The following is a 16,608-nucleotide window of genomic DNA, read 5'->3' as shown; positions in this document are numbered from 1 at the left end:
TGGAGTACACCATGAAAGTTGTTTGTTCACAATCAGTTCTCAGTAGTAAGCTTGCCCCCCTGAGTCGCGTTGCGCCGAGCAATCCGTCGCACCCGATTTTGGCGAATATTCTCCTGCAAGCTGAAGGTGACCGCCTCGGACTCTCCGTCTTTGATCTCAGTTTGGGGATGCAAATCTGGCTGGATGCAGAGGTCAAGGTGCCGGGGGCAATTACTGTTTCTGCCAAGCTCTTTAGTGAGATGGTGTCGCGGATGCCCAATCGTGATATTGAGATTACGGCGGAAGATACGCGGGTGATCCTCGACTATGGCAGCGGTTTCTTTGAGATTCAGGGGATGAGTGCCGAGGAATTTCCTGCTCTGCCCACGTTAGAGGATGTGACACCTGTAACTTTGACCGCAGAGGCATTGCGGCGGGGACTTCAGGGGAGTTTGTTTGCGGCGAGCACTGATGAAACCAAGCAAATTCTCACCGGGTTGCATGTGACCTTTGAGGTCGATCGCCTTGAGTTTGCAGCGACCGATGGCCACCGCCTCGCCGTTACGCTGACTGAACAGCCTGTGCCGGAAGCCCTCTCGCCGATTACAATTCCCGCAAAATCCCTCAAGGATCTAGAGCGGCTGATGGCGAAACAAGACGGGGATGTAGCACTGCGCTGTGACCCGACTCAAGTGGTGTTTGATATTGGCAACGATGCTCGCATTACCAGCCGTCTGTTGGAGGGGCAGTATCCCAATTACCGCCAACTCATTCCCAAAACCTTTGCGCGCCAAGTCACGGTGGAGCGATCGACCCTAGCAGATGCCCTAGAACGGGTGGCAATTCTTGCGGCTCAAAAGAATAACGTCGTCAAAATCAACATTGATGCTGAAGCCCAAGAACTCAAACTCTCGGCTGAGGCGCCGCAATTGGGAAGTGGTGAAGAGAATGTGCCGGCTCAGATTTCTGGGGAGTCGATAGAGGTGGCCTTCAATGTCAAATATCTTCTCGAAGGACTGAAGGTGATGAATAGTTCAGAGGTGCAACTGCAACTCAACGGCGAAACCCAGCCTGCGATCCTCCTCCCCCTTGGGGAAGCCCAGATGAAATACTTGGTGATGCCGATTCAAATTCGCAGTTAGCGCAGGAAATTGCTGGTGAGCCAAAAGGTGACGAAAACGCCAATGCCCACCAGTTGATCCACATTGAGGAAGACCCCCGGCAGACCAAGCTGGTAAATGCCCACGGCGATCACTGCGCCCAATATCAAGGCAAGGAGGGTGATCAAAAAGGCACGGCCAAGGCGTTGTTCTTTGCGTTGCAGCCACACGAGGTTAAAGCCAACCCCCAGTGACAGCACCAATGCCAAGGTATCGGGATTGGCCTGAGACAGCCCGATCGCCATCAGAACGGCATAGACCGTTGAGGTAATCGCGATGCCCCGCAGGTTGGGGGTGTCCAACTGTTGCTGCCACCACTGAAGGGCGGGATGATTCGCAATGCGATTGGGCTTAGCTGGCGCCGGTTCATTGAGTTGCTCAGCATAGCGAATGCGCTCAGGCACTTTGATTTTGCCCTCTTGGCGTTGCCGCAGCCGATCCATCAAAATGGCATCGTAGGCTGCTTCAATTTCGGTACGCTGCCGTTCATCCCCCGGATGAGCCGCTAATAGCGCATCCCGTGCTTCTTTAATCTGCTCGAAAGAAGCGTCTTCCGGCACTTGCAGCTTTTCGTAGGGGTTGTCACTCATGGCAAATTGATCTTTGTTCATTGGCCATTCTTACGGGCAGTATCAACAGCGGACTGAAGGCTACCCTACAGCTTAACGATGCTGCACCTTTCCAAGGAGCTAATTTTGCTCGTCCAGAGAGATGGCAGAGAAAAACGCTGTAGCACAATCGCCTTCCCTCAAATTCTAACTACTTCCTAGGGAAAACGAGAGAAAGTAGCGCTCAAAGGGATGCAACCGTCTAAATTGTAACAAATCATTTACTTTCGAGATTTTTAATAATTCTTTACAACGATGCGGGCGATCGCCCCCTAGGAGAAACGTTTCTTTTTTCAGATGTTTTTTGGCGCGATCGCTGGGCAGGTAAATTTTAGCCTTGAGGGCAATTGGTCAGGGGATGACTTGGCGGCGGGAATTTTTGTATTTTTGTTTAATTTAACTAAAAAACTAACAGCAAAAAAATTAAAGATAACTTCTCAAAGAACCGCTAGTTTCCTGAGAGACTTCCCAAACTCGAAAAAGCGTTTGCCCATCCTCAAATCAGCTGAATTTTTATTACACAAAAATAATTTTCTTGACCGCTGCGACTTCTAGCGATCGCTGGCCGAGAATAGCAGTTAGGTCATCGTGTCGCTCCATTACTTAGGAGGCAAAGTCAACGTGAAACTCGCAGTGTACGGTAAAGGCGGAATTGGCAAATCCACCACCAGTTGCAACATCTCAGTGGCGCTGGCGCGGCGGGGCAAGAAAGTCCTGCAAATTGGCTGTGACCCCAAACACGACAGCACATTTACCCTGACAGGCTTTCTGATTCCCACCATCATTGACACGCTCCAAGCCAAGGACTACCACTACGAGGATGTCTGGCCAGAGGATGTGATCTACAAAGGCTATGGCGGTGTGGATTGTGTCGAAGCGGGTGGCCCCCCGGCTGGGGCAGGCTGTGGCGGCTATGTGGTCGGTGAAACGGTCAAGCTCCTCAAGGAACTGAATGCCTTTGATGAATACGATGTCATTCTCTTTGACGTTCTGGGGGATGTGGTCTGTGGTGGCTTTGCGGCCCCCCTTAACTATGCCGATTATTGCCTGATTGTCACCGATAATGGTTTTGATGCCCTCTTTGCGGCGAATCGCATTGCCGCCTCCGTCCGTGAAAAAGCGCGCACGCACCCCCTGCGCCTTGCGGGTCTCATTGGCAATCGCACCAGTAAGCGGGATCTCATTGAAAAATATGTGGAAGCCGTGCCCATGCCCATCCTTGAAGTGCTGCCGCTGATTGAGGATATTCGCGTGTCACGGGTCAAGGGCAAAACCCTCTTTGAGATGGCCGAAAGCGATCCCAGTCTCAACTATGTCTGTGACTACTACTTGAACATTGCCGATCAAATTTTGGCGCGGCCTGAGGGGGTGGTGCCCAAGGATGCCCCCGATCGCGACCTTTTTGCCCTGCTCTCCGACTTCTACTTAAACCCACAGGGGTCAGAACGGTCACTTGCAGCGGTCTAAAACTCTCCTAGAATACTCCACGGAACCCCTTCGCTGGAGTGAGTATGAACCCTGAGCAATTACGGCAAAGCGCACGCAGTAAGTGGCTGGCCTACTACCAAGAAAACCACCATTGGATTGTCCGCTTGGCGATTTGGAGTACCTATCGCGGTCAACGGCGCCCCTCCTCAAGTTTTATTTTGGGGGTGCTGACGGCTTTGGAACCGCGCTTACTGGATGCTCTACCCGTCATTGTCGAACTCAGCAACGATCCCGATCGCATTATTTCTGCCTTGGGCTTGAACTTCAACCCCGACGAAGAACGGGCCAACGGCGATAACCCTCCTCAACTGCCCCCAGAACCTCGCTTACTACCCCCTAAGCCCTTTGTCAGTAATCGGGCTGAAGAACACGGTGAGGAGGCTGCTCAAAGTCATCAAACCTAGTTCCAATCGTTTCTAAATTTGGAGGCTCTCCCTATGACTGCGACTGCTCCCAATGCCCTCAACTTTGAGTGTGAAACGGGCAATTACCACACCTTTTGTCCCATCAGCTGTGTGGCTTGGCTGTACCAAAAAATTGAAGACAGTTTCTTTTTGGTCATTGGCACCAAGACCTGTGGCTACTTTTTGCAGAATGCGATGGGGGTGATGATTTTTGCCGAACCCCGCTATGCCATGGCGGAGCTCGAAGAGGGAGATATTTCGGCGCAACTCAATGATTATGAAGAGCTAAAGCGCCTCTGCCTCCAAATCAAGCGCGATCGCAACCCCAGTGTCATTGTCTGGATTGGCACCTGCACCACGGAAATTATCAAAATGGACTTGGAGGGACTGGCGCCCAAACTAGAAGCCGAAATTGGCATTCCCATTGTTGTGGCTCGTGCCAATGGTCTGGACTATGCCTTTACCCAAGGGGAAGATACGGTGCTAGCAGCCATGGCCGCCCGTTGTCCCACGCCCACAGCGGTGAGCGATCCAGAGGAACGCAACCCCATCCAGCGCCTTCTCAACTTTGGCAAGAAAAAAGAGGATCTCCAAGCTGAATCCCACCAGTACCACGACCACCCACCCCTTATTCTCTTTGGCTCCCTGCCCGATCCCGTGGTGACCCAACTCACCTTGGAATTAAAAAAACAGGGCATCAAGGTGTCAGGATGGCTGCCTGCCAAACGCTATACCGAATTGCCAGTGATTGATGAGGGCTACTACGTTGCTGGTGTGAATCCCTTCCTCAGTCGTACCGCCACTACCTTGATTCGCCGCCGCAAATGTCAACTCATTACGGCTCCCTTTCCCATTGGCCCTGATGGTAGCCGCGCGTGGATCGAACAGATTTGTACCACTTTTGGGATTCAGCCCCAAGGCCTAGCGGAGCGCGAAGCCGAAACTTGGGAAAAACTGAGCGACTACCTTGAATTGGTGCGAGGCAAATCGGTCTTTTTCATGGGGGATAATCTCCTAGAGATCTCCCTAGCGCGGTTTTTGATTCGCTGTGGTATGCGGGTACTAGAAATTGGCATCCCCTACATGGATAAACGTTACCAAGCAGCTGAGCTAGAACTCTTGACGAAGACTTGTGGCGAGATGGGGCATCCCCTCCCCACCATTGTTGAAAAACCCGATAACTACAATCAACTTCAGCGGATTAAGGCGCTCCAGCCCGACCTTGTGATTACGGGTATGGCTCATGCCAATCCCCTCGAAGCCCGTGGCATCAGCACCAAGTGGTCTGTGGAATTCACCTTTGCCCAAATTCACGGCTTTGGCAATGCCCGTGACATTCTAGAACTCGTTACCCGTCCGCTGCGGCGCAATCAAGCCCTTGCAGGGTTAGGTTGGCAAAAACTGGTTGCCAACTAAAGGCCAACTAAAAAAATGAACCCCCTCTGAACAGACTCGGAGGGGGTAATCCCTACTTAGAAGTGTTAGCGTTGCCGTGGAGGTTGGAGAATCTGATTTTGAATATTTGGCGGCATACTCCCGGGTGTTGGCGTGTACTGATAGCCAAAGCCGGCATTTTGGGTATCATCAACAATCTTCGGCGTCACCATCACCACCAGTTCATTGCGTTGACGCTGGTTGCTCTCGCGGCGGAACAACCGCCCCAACAAGGGAATGTCTCCTAGGATTGGAATCTTACTCACCAACGAGCGATCTTGATCTTGGATAATGCCCGCCAGCATCAAGGTTTGGCCATCCCGCAAGCGAATCCGCCCCGACTCCATCCGCCGCTGTGAGATCAGTGTCCCCGTGGAACCCGCCGGCGCTCCTGGGAAAACCACAGCATAGGTACCGCTGGGAGCACTCACCTCTGGAGACAATTGCAGCGTTATAAAACCATTATCGTCAATTTGCTCTACGGTGACATTAAAAATCACCCCCACAGGCCGCAGGATTGGGCGAATCTGTTGAGTCGCGATCGCCCCGCCGCCGCCAGTGGCTTGTTGATCAGCAGTGGATTCAATGCCAGAGAAAATTTCTTGGGTCAAATTGACTTGCGCAGCACTCCCCTCCTGAATGACAAGGGTGGGGTTGGTCAGAATTGTGGCATTGCCAGTTTCAATAGAAAGTTGAAGCTGCGCAAAAAAGTCGCTCAGTAGATTCCCCACGGGTGTACTGACTGGTGCGCCAGTGAGGGGGGCAGGGGTCAAACCACCCACGTTAGGTGTGGTGCCACGGATAACAGTGAGTCCATCAGCGTTGAAGATAGCTCCCCAAAGGCTGCTGCCAAAGTTAGTAATTAAGTCTGCATTTGCTCTCCGCCCTCGCAACAGGTTCACATCAATAAACTTGACATTGACCATTACCTGCCGCTTACGGATGTCAAATTGCTGAATCAGTTGGGTGGCAATTTCTACCTTGCGGGGGGAGCCGATGAGGGTGACTGTGTTGGTGCGGGGGTCACCCACCACCTCTAGTCCCCGCAGGAGTGAGCTTCGACAAATTTGATCAACCACACCGCCAGCTGCTGCTGGTAGTTGCAGCTGCTCACAGCCGGTTGGCGCCTGAGATGGGCCAGTATCTGGCAAGTTTGCACCATACATTTCCAAAAGCTGCACTGCCCCTAGTTGCAGGTCACCCTCACGGGTACTGGTTGTACGGTTGAGAGCAGTTTGAGCCGTTGTCTGAGCTTGTCCACTTGTGGTACCGCCAGAGCCAATGGTGCCCCCCGTTTGAGCCAGAGAGCTGATTTCCCGTGTGGTTGAGCCAGCACCAAAAACGCGCATTTGATTGAGGCGAATAGTGCGGACAATGCGGTTTTGGGCATCAGGGGGTAAAGATTGACCGATAAAGATAGTGCGGCCTTGGCGATTGGCTTTGAGATTGGTAACCCGCAGCACATAGTTGAATACGTCTTGAACGGATTCATTCTCGATATCGAGGGAGATGGTGACGCCGCCTGCTTCGCCATTGCCTTCCGGAAAGACAACGTTCATATTGGCGGCACGAGCCAGTAGGGAAAGAACCTCCCGCACTGGAGCCTCCCGCAGCAGTAGGCGGGGAATCCGTTCATTGGTGCCCAGTTGAATCGCGTCGGGGTCAGCATTGACTGGGCTAATCAGCATATCGCCAACAGGGGGTGGCACTGGGCGCGGCAGAAAAGGCGGCACCGCACTAGGGCCGGGGGGCATGGCCATGGGTTGACCACTGGGGGCAACCTGAGGGCCCGCGGGGCTTTGAGCCGTAATGAAGTTAATTTGCAGGCCATCGCGTCCTTCGCGGATGACTTCACCAATGGGAGCAGCACTAATGCCATTCACGGTGACGCGGATGGTTTTGGCGTCCAGTTGTACCACCTCGACGGAGGAGATACCGGGGGCGGGGTTGTCTTGGCGGAAGGCTCCCCCTTGGGGTAGGCGCAGTTGGCTATTGGGAATATCAGCAATGGAGGCATTGCCGCGATTGACGGTGAAAACTGCTGGCCGTAGATTCCCCTGCACGTTGAAGAGGAGTTGAATGCCGTTGGGCGCTGTTACTAGACGAACTCCCGTAATTTCCGTTGCTGTGGCCCAAGTGGGGGTTTGACTGGCAGCAACAAGGGCGGTTGTGGCCACCCCTAAGCCGAGACGATGTAAAAGCTGACTCACGATGCTTGACTCCTCACAAATGCCACCAAACGTATGAAAAGAGAATGCAACTCAATCCCAAGACACTCTACGCTGCTTTTTGGCTTTCCATGCGCTATTGCTGTTGTTGCTGCGGTTGTCCTTGCTGCTCACCTCCTTGGGGTGGGGGGGCCAAAGCGGCAATTTCCTCAGGGGTTAGGGGCACATAGGCCATAAGCTTAAACGTGGTAATCACTTCGCCGGGCTTATCAGCAACGAGTTCCATCGTTAGGTTGTTAATCACGAGAAAGTTCTGCTGCTGGTCAATTTTTTGCATGATCTGCAAAATACTGGGAAATGGCCCTCGAATCGTAACGTTGGTTACCTGTTGTTTTAGTTTGGCATTTAATTCGGGGCCAAGGGAGCCATCTTGGACAATTCCTGAAGCTGCACTATCGGGTTCAAATGTGGTCAGTTGGGCACCGCTGGTCAAGATCAGGCGGTTAAGGTCAAGGAGGAGGGTGTCTAGGGCTTCCTGAGTGGCAAAGAGCGATCGCACGTCACGATTTTGCTGCTTGGCGCGCTCTAACCCCGCGACTACATCATTGAGTTGCTTCAGGATCACTTCCCGCTGGGAGAGGTCATTTTCCTGTTGGGCAATTTCCTCCTGTAACTTGGCCGCTTCCTCCAGTTTGGGGGCAATGAGAAGACTCCCCAAGTAAACCGCTGCTCCCAAACCTACCAAGGCAATAAGGACACCACTGACGACGGGTGTCAGGGTAATGCCAAAGACCGTCGGATAATTGGGTGCGGGTTCCTCAATCGGGGGGCCGCCAAAATCGCCAGTTAGGGTCATTCCTGTACCACTCCTTTTTCTTTGAGAAATTGAATGCGCGCCACCAGTCCTTCAACGCCATTGGCCGCGAGTTCTTCAAGGAGTTCCGATGCCGGCACGCTGGCGATCGCCGTCTTGATATTGAAGGAAACCCTTGCGGTTGTCTCTTCCTCACCCTGTTGATTTGCCCGTTCCGCCTTCACCAACTGAGTGGCCTTGCCATCAAAGAAGGGAGAGCGATTTTGCAAGAGCAAAAGAAAGTCACTGACTGCATCAAAGGATACGGCTGTGCCTTCAATCGTTAGCTCTTGGCCTGTTTGTCCGCCTTGGGTAATCCGCCGAATTTGTACCCCTGCTGGCGTTTGAGTTGCCATATTGCGCATCACCGCCGACCAAGGTTTGACCTGATTAAACACCGAGGCTAGGGCTTTGGTTTCCGCGGTAACGTGCTCCTGCTCTTTTTTAATTTCATCCATGCGTTGCAGGTTTGGAGAAATCGCTGCAAGGCGATTCTGAATGCTTTTTTGCTTACTCGTCAGTTGTTGCAGCCAGAGGTTGGCACCCACCGAGCCGAGGAGTGCAAGCCCTACAAAAAAGAGCGCCGCTACAGAGCCAAGAATAATCGGCACATTACTCATTCCTGCCGCTGCGGCTGTGGTAGCAGCCATGCCCCCCACTTCGGGACGTTCTTTAAGGAGGTTAATCTCAATTGAGTACATCGGGGATGCTCCTAAGCGCCACGCAGACCAAGACCAATCACCGTGCCGAGGGCAGGGCGTTTTTCGAGGGGAATCTCTTCTAGGGTTTGCAGTCCCAGCAAACTAATGGGGTCAACCAAAGTGGTGGCATAGTTGAGCCGCTGACTAAAAAACTCATCCACTTGACCAATACTGGCACCGGGACCGGCAAGCAGCAACTGCGAGACCTCTAGACTTTCCCCTTGGTTGAGGTAAAAGTCAATAGAGCGGCGGATTTCGTCTGCTAGATCGGAGAGCACTCGCAAAATAGCGGCACCACTGGGGTTGAGTGCTCCGGTCACATCCATCGGCTCTAGGGGAACGGTCAGATTCTCAATCAGGTCAACGCCCATCGAAGGCGGCAAGTTCATGGCGCGGCTAATGGCTTCTTGCATCCGTTCTTTGCCAATGGGCACTTTGCGGTTGAACTGGGGAATGCCATCTTTGACGATGCTAATTTCTGTGCCCTCGTCGCCTATATCAATAATCGCTGCTGCTTCGCCCACAAACTGCTGTAGTGAATCCCGCAGGGTACGCATGAGGGCAAAATTGGTCACTTCAAGGGCGGTGAGTTGTAAACCGGCTTGGGTAAAGGCATTGATGTAGGCATCGGTCACTTCGCGGGGCGTGCCCACGAGCAAAATTTCTACCCGCTCAATGCCATCTTCATCAAGGGAGGTTCCCAGTTTTTGATAGTCAACATCGGCCTCTTCACGGGGAAAGGGAAGGTACAGTGGGGCTTCCTGCATGAGAACCACTTCCCGCAATTCGTAGTCGGGTAATTCCGCAGGCAGGCGAATCAGGCGAATCACGGCTTCATTCATGGGAATAGCACTGATCACCTCTTTTTGTTTGATGCGCTTATCCTCAATCCCTTGACGGATGGCATCGGCGACGGCGGTGGTGTCAATGATGCGGCCTTCTTCAATGGCGCCTTCACTCAAGGGCACTGAGGCCATAGCGGTCATTTTCAGACCCTGCTTTTGCCGCTGAAGCTGTACGATATTGACCCGCTCTGCGGTGAGTTCAATCCCCAAGCCCTGCTTTGGTTTTGCAAATAGATTTCCCAGCACAATATCACCCACCAGTGAACGGTCAAGTTTGCATTAGCGAGATGGCGTGAAGAGTGAATTTCAGAACGAGGCCAGACCCTAACCTGACAGGGTTATGGAAACACCTGTGTTGCTAAGGCGATCATAACCAATGTGCATCGGCTCTTTCCAATGCATTGGTATGGTTTGCAAAGTGGCTTTATGCAAAACTTGAGCGATCGCTCTTGGGGAAAGTCACCAGCGATCGCTCAATGATGGTATCAGTTTTTCTTAATTAAGATCAACTAGGGCTGAACAATCACCCGTGTGCCCACCTCAATTTTTTCAAAGAGGGCGCGAATATCATCGTTGCGCATCCGCACACAGCCATGGGAAACGGCTTGGCCAATCAAAGATTCATTCGTTGTGCCGTGGAAGCCAGCATAGTTGTTATTTCCCATGGGGGCAAAGACAATCAGGCGATCGCCCAAAGGGTTGCGACCCCCCGGCGGAACCAAAACCCCCGTAAAGGGATTACGCCATTGGGGATTGACGACTTTGTGCAGCACTCTGAAATTACCTTGGGGCGTTTCCCAGCCCGGCTTGCCCACAGCCACGGGATAGCTGGCTAATACTTGATCACCTTCATAGAGAAAGACGCGGCGCTGCCGCAAGCGCAGGACAATTTTGCGTTCTAAAGCGGGTAGAAACGGAGTTGCTTCACCAAGGGGGGGAAGTGCCAAGGGCGCTAAGGTGGTCGGTAAGTACGGCTCTGACTCAGAGGCACGGCTCACCTTCAATTCTTCAGCACCCACAGCAGCCATAGGCAGGGTGGCGATCGCCCCCAGTGCTAAACTTAAGGTTTTTCCTCTGACCCAGCCCAGCATGAGAACAACTCCGATCTCTCTCAGGATGTTTAGAACAGAATTTGTGTTGGCGGTGCCGGCGGTGGTGCTGCGGGGGGAATGGCAGCCGGACGCGGAGCCGGTGCTGAGCCACCCACTTGAGGCACTTGAATGGGGGTTACCGCGACATACTCAGGGGCAGGCACGATGGCGGCACAGATGATTTTGGCGGTGGGCACACTGGCCTTTGGATCCAAAATCACTGCCACATCCAGACCTTCAACAATTTCCTTGCGGAAGGGGCGCTGACGGTGCTTGCGATCAAACACCACCACAATCTCTTCACCCCAAGGTTGCCGCAGGGTGACATTATCCCCATCAATGTTGGTGACAACGCCCCGCACAGCCTTCACCTGTTTGGCTTCAGCAGGAGAAAGTAAAACAGTGGTACAGGTTGCCATTGCGGCCAAGGCAACAAGAGCGGTACGACGCAGATTCAACACAGTTCAACTCCTGATGTTTTTTTGTCTCTGGACGATTTAAAGATTGAATACTGAAAACTGAATACTGAGGAGTGAATAATTACCCGCATTCTACGTACGCTGCCCTTGGGGCGTCAAGGCTAGGGCATAAATCTTGATGTTTTCTTATGTTTTCTTCAGCAAATTCAGTTTACAGAAGCTGTATGCAGGCGCGGGCGATCGCCCAATCCTCTTGGGTCTGAACCACGAGAACCCGTACGGGAGCAGTCGGCAGCGCAATGTCGCGATCGCCTTTGCTCTCTTCGTTAGCTGCGCTATCTAACTCAATTCCCAACCAACCCAGTCCTCGGCAGACATCGCGGCGCACACCGGCGGCATTTTCACCAATTCCTGCTGTGAATACCAACGCATCGAGACCACCAAGACTGGGCAAGAGACTGGCAATGCCCCGTTGCAGGGAGTAGATAAAACAGTCATAGGCCAACTGCGCTTGGGCATTCCCCTGATCAATCGCTGCCAAGATCTGGCGCAAATCGTTACTCACCCCAGAGATTCCCAACAGGCCCGATTGCCGATTCACCAAGCGATCGAGGTCTTCAACTGTCTTGCCCCGCCGCAACAGATAGAGCAAAATTCCCGGATCAATGTCGCCACAGCGCGTCCCCATCATCACTCCCGCCGTGGGTGTAAAGCCCATCGTGGTCTCCACCGAGACTCCCCCCTTAACCGCAGTGAGGGAACAGCCATTGCCAAGGTGGCAGGTAATTAGGCGTAGCGCTGCTAAGGGACGCTGTAATAAGGTGGCCGCCCGTTCACTCACGTATTGATGGCTAATGCCATGGAAGCCGTAGCGTTGAATACCAGCGGTGGTCAATTCATAGGGAATAGGGTAGGTGCGCGCCACTGCTGGCAGTTGGGCATGGAACGCGGTATCAAACACGGCCACTTGGGGTGTTTGGGGACAAATGTCGGCCATTAATTCCATTCCCAGCAAGTTGGCTGGATTATGGAGCGGCGCATATTCACTAAATTCGGTAATTGCTGCTTTCACCTGCGCATCCACGCGCACCGCTGCTTGGTAACGGCTACCCCCATGAACCACGCGATGACCAATGATCGTAATCTCTGCAAGGCTTTCTAGGAGCGTTGTCGAGCCATTGGTGAGGGTGTCTAGGAGCGTTTTGAGCCAGTCCCGTAGGCCTGCAATTCCCCCCTCTGGGTGGGTTAGGCTGGCTTCGTAGCGCTGGTCGGCAGTTGTGACCTTGAGCCGCGCCACCGTTGGGTCTTGTCCCCAATCGAGCAGGCCTTGCCAAAGGGGAGCGGGGGGTGTGGCAGCCGTTGCCGCCATTTCAGGTGCTAACTGATACAAACAGGCTTTGAGGCTACTAGAGCCAGCATTTAACACCAGCACCGTGATCATGGCAGGCCCGCAAAAGCATCGCCTCTATCCTAGCCAAGCGCCCGTGGCAACCGATGCAGCGCAGAACACCTTGAGGCGAAAAAGATAGCCCTAGAATTGGGACAGGCATTGGGGAAGTCAGCGTGTTTTGGCAAAAGCTTAAATGGCGGCGACACGGTGTGTATCTGCTGTTGTTTCTATTGGGGCTGTTGATTGCGGCTGTGGTGCTCACTCAATTGCGATCGCACCCGATTCTCCGCCCTGCCCTAGACCCGCTGCCTCAACATCCACAAATCGCGGTACACATGAATCACTCCCAAGCCCACAGTTATCAAGAACCCTATCGCCCCTATACCCGTGAAGGGGAAGACCTTGAGGCAATCATGATTGAGCAGATTGCCAAGGCACAAAAGACGATTGATGTGGCGGTGCAGGAGTTTCGCTTACCCAATCTGGCCAAGGCCCTAGTAGCACGGCAGCAGGCGGGGGTGCGGGTACGAGTGGTGATGGAAAATACCTACACTGCGCCTTGGGCAACATACAGTGCTGGGCAGGTGAGTGCCATGGATCCAAGAATGCGGGAGCGCTATAACGACTGGAAAGCGCTGGTGGATACCAACGGCGATGGCCAACTCAGTGCTGCCGAACTCAGCGATCGCGATGTGCAGACGATTCTCAACGAAGCGAAGATTCCTTGGATTGATGACACTGCCGATGGCTCCAAAGGCAGTATGCTCATGCACCACAAGTTTATTGTGATTGACAATCGCCAAGTGATTGCGACTACGGCGAACTTTACCCTCAGTGATGTCCACGGCGACTTGGGACGACCCGATACCCGTGGCAATGCCAACTCCCTCTTGGTGATTGATAGTCCCGCCGTGGCACGCCTATTTACTGAGGAATTCAACATCATGTGGGGGGATGGTCCCGGTGGTCAGCCCAACAGTCGCTTTGGGGTCAAAAAGCCAGTGCGTCCCCCTCAACCAGTAGCGGTGGGCGATGCCATGGTTACGGTGCGCTTTTCGCCAACCCCGCGATCGCAACCTTGGTCTGTCTCCACCAATGGCTTGATTGGCCAAACACTACGTTGGGCACGCCAAAAAATTGACATGGCGCTTTTTGTCTTTTCAGATCAAGAACTATCCTACGTTTTAGAGGAACGCCATAACCAAGGGGTTAGCATTCGCGCCCTCATTGACTCAGGATTTATCTACCGTGACTTTAGCGAAGCCCTCGATATGATGGGGGTGGCGATGGCCAATACTGCCCAAGCCCGTCAAGGCAACTGTTACTACGAAGCCGGCAACCGCCCGTGGCAAAACCCCATTCAAACGGTGGGCACCCCCCTCCTACCAGAGGGCGATAAGCTGCACCACAAGTATGGCGTGGTCGACGATCGCACCGTCATTGTTGGTTCCCACAACTGGTCCGAGGCGGCCAACCGCGGCAATGATGAATTCTTGCTGGTCATCGAGCATCCTACGGTTGCAGCTCACTACGAACGGGAGTTTGAGCGGCTCTATAGCAATAGTCGTTTGGGTCTGCCGCAGCATATTCGCGATCGCATTCAGCAGCAGTTGACCGCCTGTGGCGGTAAGATTGCCACCCGACCTGCCCCCTCTTCAGGAAATCGTGCCAGCACACCGACTACACGGGTGAACTTGAACACGGCCACCGCAGAGGAACTGCAAACCCTACCGGGCGTCGGCCCAAAACTAGCGGCTGAAATTATCCGTGCCCGCGAGCAAAAGCCCTTTCAATCCTTGGCCGATCTAGATGCCGTCCCCGGTGTCGGGCCGAAGCTCCTCGAACGCTTGCGCGATCGCGTGACGTGGTAATGTCCTCGCAAGCCACACCTAATAGGTTACAAGGGTGGTAATTGGCACATTGGGAAGTTTGTGCCGTCCTCCCAAGTCCGTCAGCTCAACAATAAAGGCAAAGCCATGGAGTTCAGCTTGTGCTTTTTGGATCAGACCCGCCGCCGCTGCTGCTGTGCCCCCTGTGGCAATCAAGTCATCGACAATTAACACCCGCCGCCCTGGTTCAATGGCATCTTGGTGCATCTCGAGGCGATCGCGCCCATACTCTAGCTCATACTCCACAGCATAGACCGGCGCGCAGAGTTTACCCGGTTTGCGCAAAGGGATAAAGCCGGCTCCCAAGCGATAGGCCAAGGGAGCGCCAAAAATAAATCCCCGTGACTCGATGCCAGCCACATAGTCAATGCCATCGTTGGCGTGTTTTTCCACCAATTGGTCAATGACGTAGCGCAGCCCCGCCTGATTTTGCAGCAGCGTTGTTAAATCCCGAAACAAAATGCCCGGCTTAGGGAAGTCTGGGACATCGCGAATCAGGGATTTGAGATCCATAGGTAGTTAGGTTCCAATCAGTTCAGAAGCATCCTATCTTAGATCCTGTCTAACGCCAAAAGTAGTGGGCAATAAAGATAACCGCCAATCCCCAGAGAGCAGGATGCACTTCTCTCCCTTTGCCTGCCGCCCATTTCACGATTGGATAGCTAATAAATCCCACCGCTAGCCCCTCACTGATGGAGTAGCTCAAGGGCATCACCAACACCACTAAAAAAGCAGGAATCGCTTCCGTGAGATCAGACCAAGGAATGTCTGGGAGCGATCGCGCCATAAAGACACCGACCAGCACCAAGGCCGGTGCCGTCGCAAAACTGGGAATGGCGGTCGTAATCGGCAAAAACAGCAGTGAGAGCAAAAACAAGCCCCCCACCATCAGCGCCGTTAGCCCCGTCCGTCCCCCCACGGCAATGCCTGCTGCCGATTCAATATAGGTGGTCACGGTGGAAGTGCCAAAGAGGGCGCCAACAATTGTCCCCACTGCATCCGCCATAAAGGCTCCCAAAGCGCGGGGGAAATGTCCCTGCTGATTGAGAAACCCCGCCTGTACCCCCACCGCAGAGAGCGTGCCCACGGTGTCAAACATATCGGTAAAAAGCAGTACCAAGGTGACCAAGAGAAAAGACCCCAACTGCTGCGGTTGTAATTGTCCAAAACCCACTAAGGCTTGACCAAAGAGATGGGACGGCCATTGCGGCCATTGGATCAAACCTGTCGGCCAAGGGGTAGCTCCCACTAGCCATGCAGCCAAGGCAGTCATCATCACTCCCCAAAAAATCGCGCCCCGCACCCCCTTAGCACAGAGAAACGCCGTCAAAAGAATCCCAAGGGCAGCGAGGATGGGTGGCCATGTGTCAAAGGTGGTGAGTTTTGTTTTCGTGGCGGCATCAGCAATGATAATTCCCGCATTGCTAAGGCCAATGTAGGCGATAAATAGCCCCACCCCGGCAGCGATCGCCACCTTCAAGGACATGGGAATCATATTTACAATCAGCGATCGCACCCCCGTCAAGGTGAGCAGCACAAAAACAATGCCCTCTAGGAGGACAGCACTCAACGCCAATGGCCAAGGCAGCCCCATTTGCCCCACCACCGCAAAAGCAAAAAAGGCATTGATGCCCATGCCGGGGGCCAACGCAATCGGGTAATTTGCCCAAGTCCCCATCAGCATGCTACCCACTGCCGCAGACACGGCGGTTGCAATCACCAACTCCCCCTGCAAATCCTGTGGTTGCTCGCGAAAAATGGCATTGGAAAGAATTTGTGCATTGACGGGCAAGATGTAGGCCATCGTTAGAAATGTTGTCAGTGCCGCCAGTGCCTCGGTAGGGAGTGAGGTGTGTGCTTGCTGCAAATTAAACCAATCCCTAAAGCGTGAGTACCCATGTCTCCTCAAGAGGTTGCTCCTTTGTGCGAGAGTTATTCAAGTTTATTTACGCTGAAGCCCAGTATGAGTGAATTTGATAAGGCTTGGACTTGTCCCTAACAGAGAGATTCGCCACTGCATATACTGGAGTACTCTTGAAATGGAGCCTTTTGGGAAAAGGTATAATAGGGAGCAGGACATGGATGTGAGCGAGATTACATCACCTCTCTCAAGTTTGCGGTTAAATTATATCAACTGTGTATAAAAGCCAAAAATTGAGGGCGTATTCAACTCAGCATC

Annotated in this window: 16 protein-coding genes; 6 read left to right on the top strand and 10 right to left on the bottom strand. The window is 53.3% G+C overall.

Features of this window, described 5'->3' with window-relative positions:
• Positions 1–11 precede the first annotated feature (11 nt).
• On the top strand, positions 12–1,121 hold the full coding sequence (gene dnaN / locus RHJ31_RS05005) for a DNA polymerase III subunit beta (protein WP_302677581.1): 1,110 nt from the start codon (positions 12–14) through the stop codon (positions 1,119–1,121).
• Here the strand turns inward: dnaN and RHJ31_RS05000 are convergent.
• Positions 1,118–1,750 carry a CPP1-like family protein gene (locus tag RHJ31_RS05000; protein ID WP_149819363.1) on the bottom strand — a complete coding sequence of 211 codons (633 nt, stop codon included), beginning with the start codon at positions 1,748–1,750 and terminating at the stop codon, positions 1,118–1,120. The two genes, dnaN and RHJ31_RS05000, sit on opposite strands and share 4 nt — an antisense overlap.
• A 294-nt stretch (positions 1,751–2,044) precedes the next feature.
• Here RHJ31_RS05000 and RHJ31_RS04995 point away from each other — a divergent pair, with 294 nt between their 5' ends.
• From RHJ31_RS04995 to RHJ31_RS04980, 4 genes are all read left to right on the top strand, one after another.
• Positions 2,045–2,302 (top strand): hypothetical protein, encoded by a 258-nt coding sequence (locus RHJ31_RS04995; RefSeq protein WP_149819365.1) that lies wholly within the window; start codon positions 2,045–2,047, stop codon positions 2,300–2,302.
• 66 nt (positions 2,303–2,368) lie between these two features.
• Positions 2,369–3,214 carry a ferredoxin:protochlorophyllide reductase (ATP-dependent) iron-sulfur ATP-binding protein gene (gene bchL, locus RHJ31_RS04990; RefSeq protein ID WP_149819367.1) on the top strand — a complete coding sequence of 282 codons (846 nt, stop codon included), beginning with the start codon at positions 2,369–2,371 and terminating at the stop codon, positions 3,212–3,214.
• Between the two features lie 44 nt (positions 3,215–3,258).
• A complete protein-coding gene (locus RHJ31_RS04985) occupies positions 3,259–3,639 on the top strand; it encodes a DUF5331 domain-containing protein (protein WP_149819369.1) in 381 nt (126 codons plus the stop codon).
• Positions 3,640–3,672: 33 nt separating this feature from the next.
• Positions 3,673–5,055 carry a ferredoxin:protochlorophyllide reductase (ATP-dependent) subunit N gene (locus tag RHJ31_RS04980; RefSeq protein ID WP_149819371.1) on the top strand — a complete coding sequence of 461 codons (1,383 nt, stop codon included), beginning with the start codon at positions 3,673–3,675 and terminating at the stop codon, positions 5,053–5,055.
• Between the two features lie 65 nt (positions 5,056–5,120).
• Here RHJ31_RS04980 and RHJ31_RS04975 read toward each other — a convergent pair whose 3' ends face one another.
• The 7 genes from RHJ31_RS04975 to RHJ31_RS04945 form a co-directional block, all read right to left on the bottom strand.
• Positions 5,121–7,283: an AMIN domain-containing protein gene (locus RHJ31_RS04975; protein ID WP_302677579.1), complete on the bottom strand. Its 2,163-nt coding sequence runs from the start codon at positions 7,281–7,283 to the stop codon at positions 5,121–5,123.
• A 94-nt stretch (positions 7,284–7,377) separates the two neighbouring features.
• A complete protein-coding gene (locus RHJ31_RS04970) occupies positions 7,378–8,097 on the bottom strand; it encodes a pilus assembly protein PilO (protein WP_302677578.1) in 720 nt (239 codons plus the stop codon).
• Positions 8,094–8,795 carry a PilN domain-containing protein gene (locus RHJ31_RS04965; RefSeq protein ID WP_302677577.1) on the bottom strand — a complete coding sequence of 234 codons (702 nt, stop codon included), beginning with the start codon at positions 8,793–8,795 and terminating at the stop codon, positions 8,094–8,096. The genes RHJ31_RS04970 and RHJ31_RS04965 overlap by 4 nt, the downstream gene beginning before the upstream one ends.
• A gap of 11 nt (positions 8,796–8,806) precedes the next feature.
• Positions 8,807–9,886, bottom strand: a complete 1,080-nt coding sequence (gene pilM, locus RHJ31_RS04960) for a type IV pilus assembly protein PilM (RefSeq protein WP_315862964.1) — start codon at positions 9,884–9,886, stop codon at positions 8,807–8,809.
• A 263-nt stretch (positions 9,887–10,149) separates the two neighbouring features.
• Positions 10,150–10,731 carry a L,D-transpeptidase gene (locus RHJ31_RS04955; RefSeq protein WP_302677576.1) on the bottom strand — a complete coding sequence of 194 codons (582 nt, stop codon included), beginning with the start codon at positions 10,729–10,731 and terminating at the stop codon, positions 10,150–10,152.
• Between the two features lie 29 nt (positions 10,732–10,760).
• A complete protein-coding gene (locus RHJ31_RS04950) occupies positions 10,761–11,192 on the bottom strand; it encodes a hypothetical protein (protein WP_286649438.1) in 432 nt (143 codons plus the stop codon).
• A 169-nt stretch (positions 11,193–11,361) separates the two neighbouring features.
• Positions 11,362–12,591: an acetate/propionate family kinase gene (locus RHJ31_RS04945; RefSeq protein ID WP_149819384.1), complete on the bottom strand. Its 1,230-nt coding sequence runs from the start codon at positions 12,589–12,591 to the stop codon at positions 11,362–11,364.
• 122 nt (positions 12,592–12,713) lie between these two features.
• On the opposite strand from RHJ31_RS04945, the gene RHJ31_RS04940 reads away from it, so the two are divergent.
• Complete coding sequence (locus RHJ31_RS04940) at positions 12,714–14,411, top strand: phospholipase D-like domain-containing protein (protein WP_302677575.1); 1,698 nt, start codon at positions 12,714–12,716, stop codon at positions 14,409–14,411.
• A gap of 18 nt (positions 14,412–14,429) precedes the next feature.
• Here RHJ31_RS04940 and RHJ31_RS04935 read toward each other — a convergent pair whose 3' ends face one another.
• Both RHJ31_RS04935 and RHJ31_RS04930 read right to left on the bottom strand, forming a co-directional pair.
• Positions 14,430–14,942, bottom strand: coding sequence for an adenine phosphoribosyltransferase (locus RHJ31_RS04935; protein ID WP_149819388.1), 513 nt, complete (start codon positions 14,940–14,942; stop codon positions 14,430–14,432).
• 49 nt (positions 14,943–14,991) lie between these two features.
• Complete coding sequence (locus RHJ31_RS04930; protein ID WP_302677574.1) at positions 14,992–16,296, bottom strand: NCS2 family permease; 1,305 nt, start codon at positions 16,294–16,296, stop codon at positions 14,992–14,994.
• Positions 16,297–16,608: the final 312 nt, after the last annotated feature.

The organism is Thermosynechococcus sp. JY1331 (assembly GCF_031583475.1).
Taxonomy (GTDB): domain Bacteria; phylum Cyanobacteriota; class Cyanobacteriia; order Thermosynechococcales; family Thermosynechococcaceae; genus Thermosynechococcus.
The sequence above is the reverse complement of the archived record's forward strand: the minus strand, read 5'-3'. Positions and strand labels throughout refer to the sequence as shown.

Bases quoted from the DNA above. Each gene is read 5' to 3' on its own strand.
- dnaN (WP_302677581.1), top strand. From the start codon at position 12: ATGAAAGTTGTTTGTTCACAATCAGTTCTCAGTAGTAAGCTTGCCCCC.
- RHJ31_RS04935 (WP_149819388.1), bottom strand. From the start codon at position 14,942: ATGGATCTCAAATCCCTGATTCGCGATGTCCCAGACTTCCCTAAGCCG.
- RHJ31_RS04985 (WP_149819369.1), top strand. From the start codon at position 3,259: ATGAACCCTGAGCAATTACGGCAAAGCGCACGCAGTAAGTGGCTGGCC.
- RHJ31_RS05000 (WP_149819363.1), bottom strand. From the start codon at position 1,750: ATGAACAAAGATCAATTTGCCATGAGTGACAACCCCTACGAAAAGCTG.
- RHJ31_RS04945 (WP_149819384.1), bottom strand. From the start codon at position 12,591: ATGATCACGGTGCTGGTGTTAAATGCTGGCTCTAGTAGCCTCAAAGCC.
- RHJ31_RS04970 (WP_302677578.1), bottom strand. From the start codon at position 8,097: ATGACCCTAACTGGCGATTTTGGCGGCCCCCCGATTGAGGAACCCGCA.
- RHJ31_RS04965 (WP_302677577.1), bottom strand. From the start codon at position 8,795: ATGTACTCAATTGAGATTAACCTCCTTAAAGAACGTCCCGAAGTGGGG.
- RHJ31_RS04995 (WP_149819365.1), top strand. From the start codon at position 2,045: ATGTTTTTTGGCGCGATCGCTGGGCAGGTAAATTTTAGCCTTGAGGGC.
- RHJ31_RS04980 (WP_149819371.1), top strand. From the start codon at position 3,673: ATGACTGCGACTGCTCCCAATGCCCTCAACTTTGAGTGTGAAACGGGC.
- RHJ31_RS04955 (WP_302677576.1), bottom strand. From the start codon at position 10,731: ATGCTGGGCTGGGTCAGAGGAAAAACCTTAAGTTTAGCACTGGGGGCG.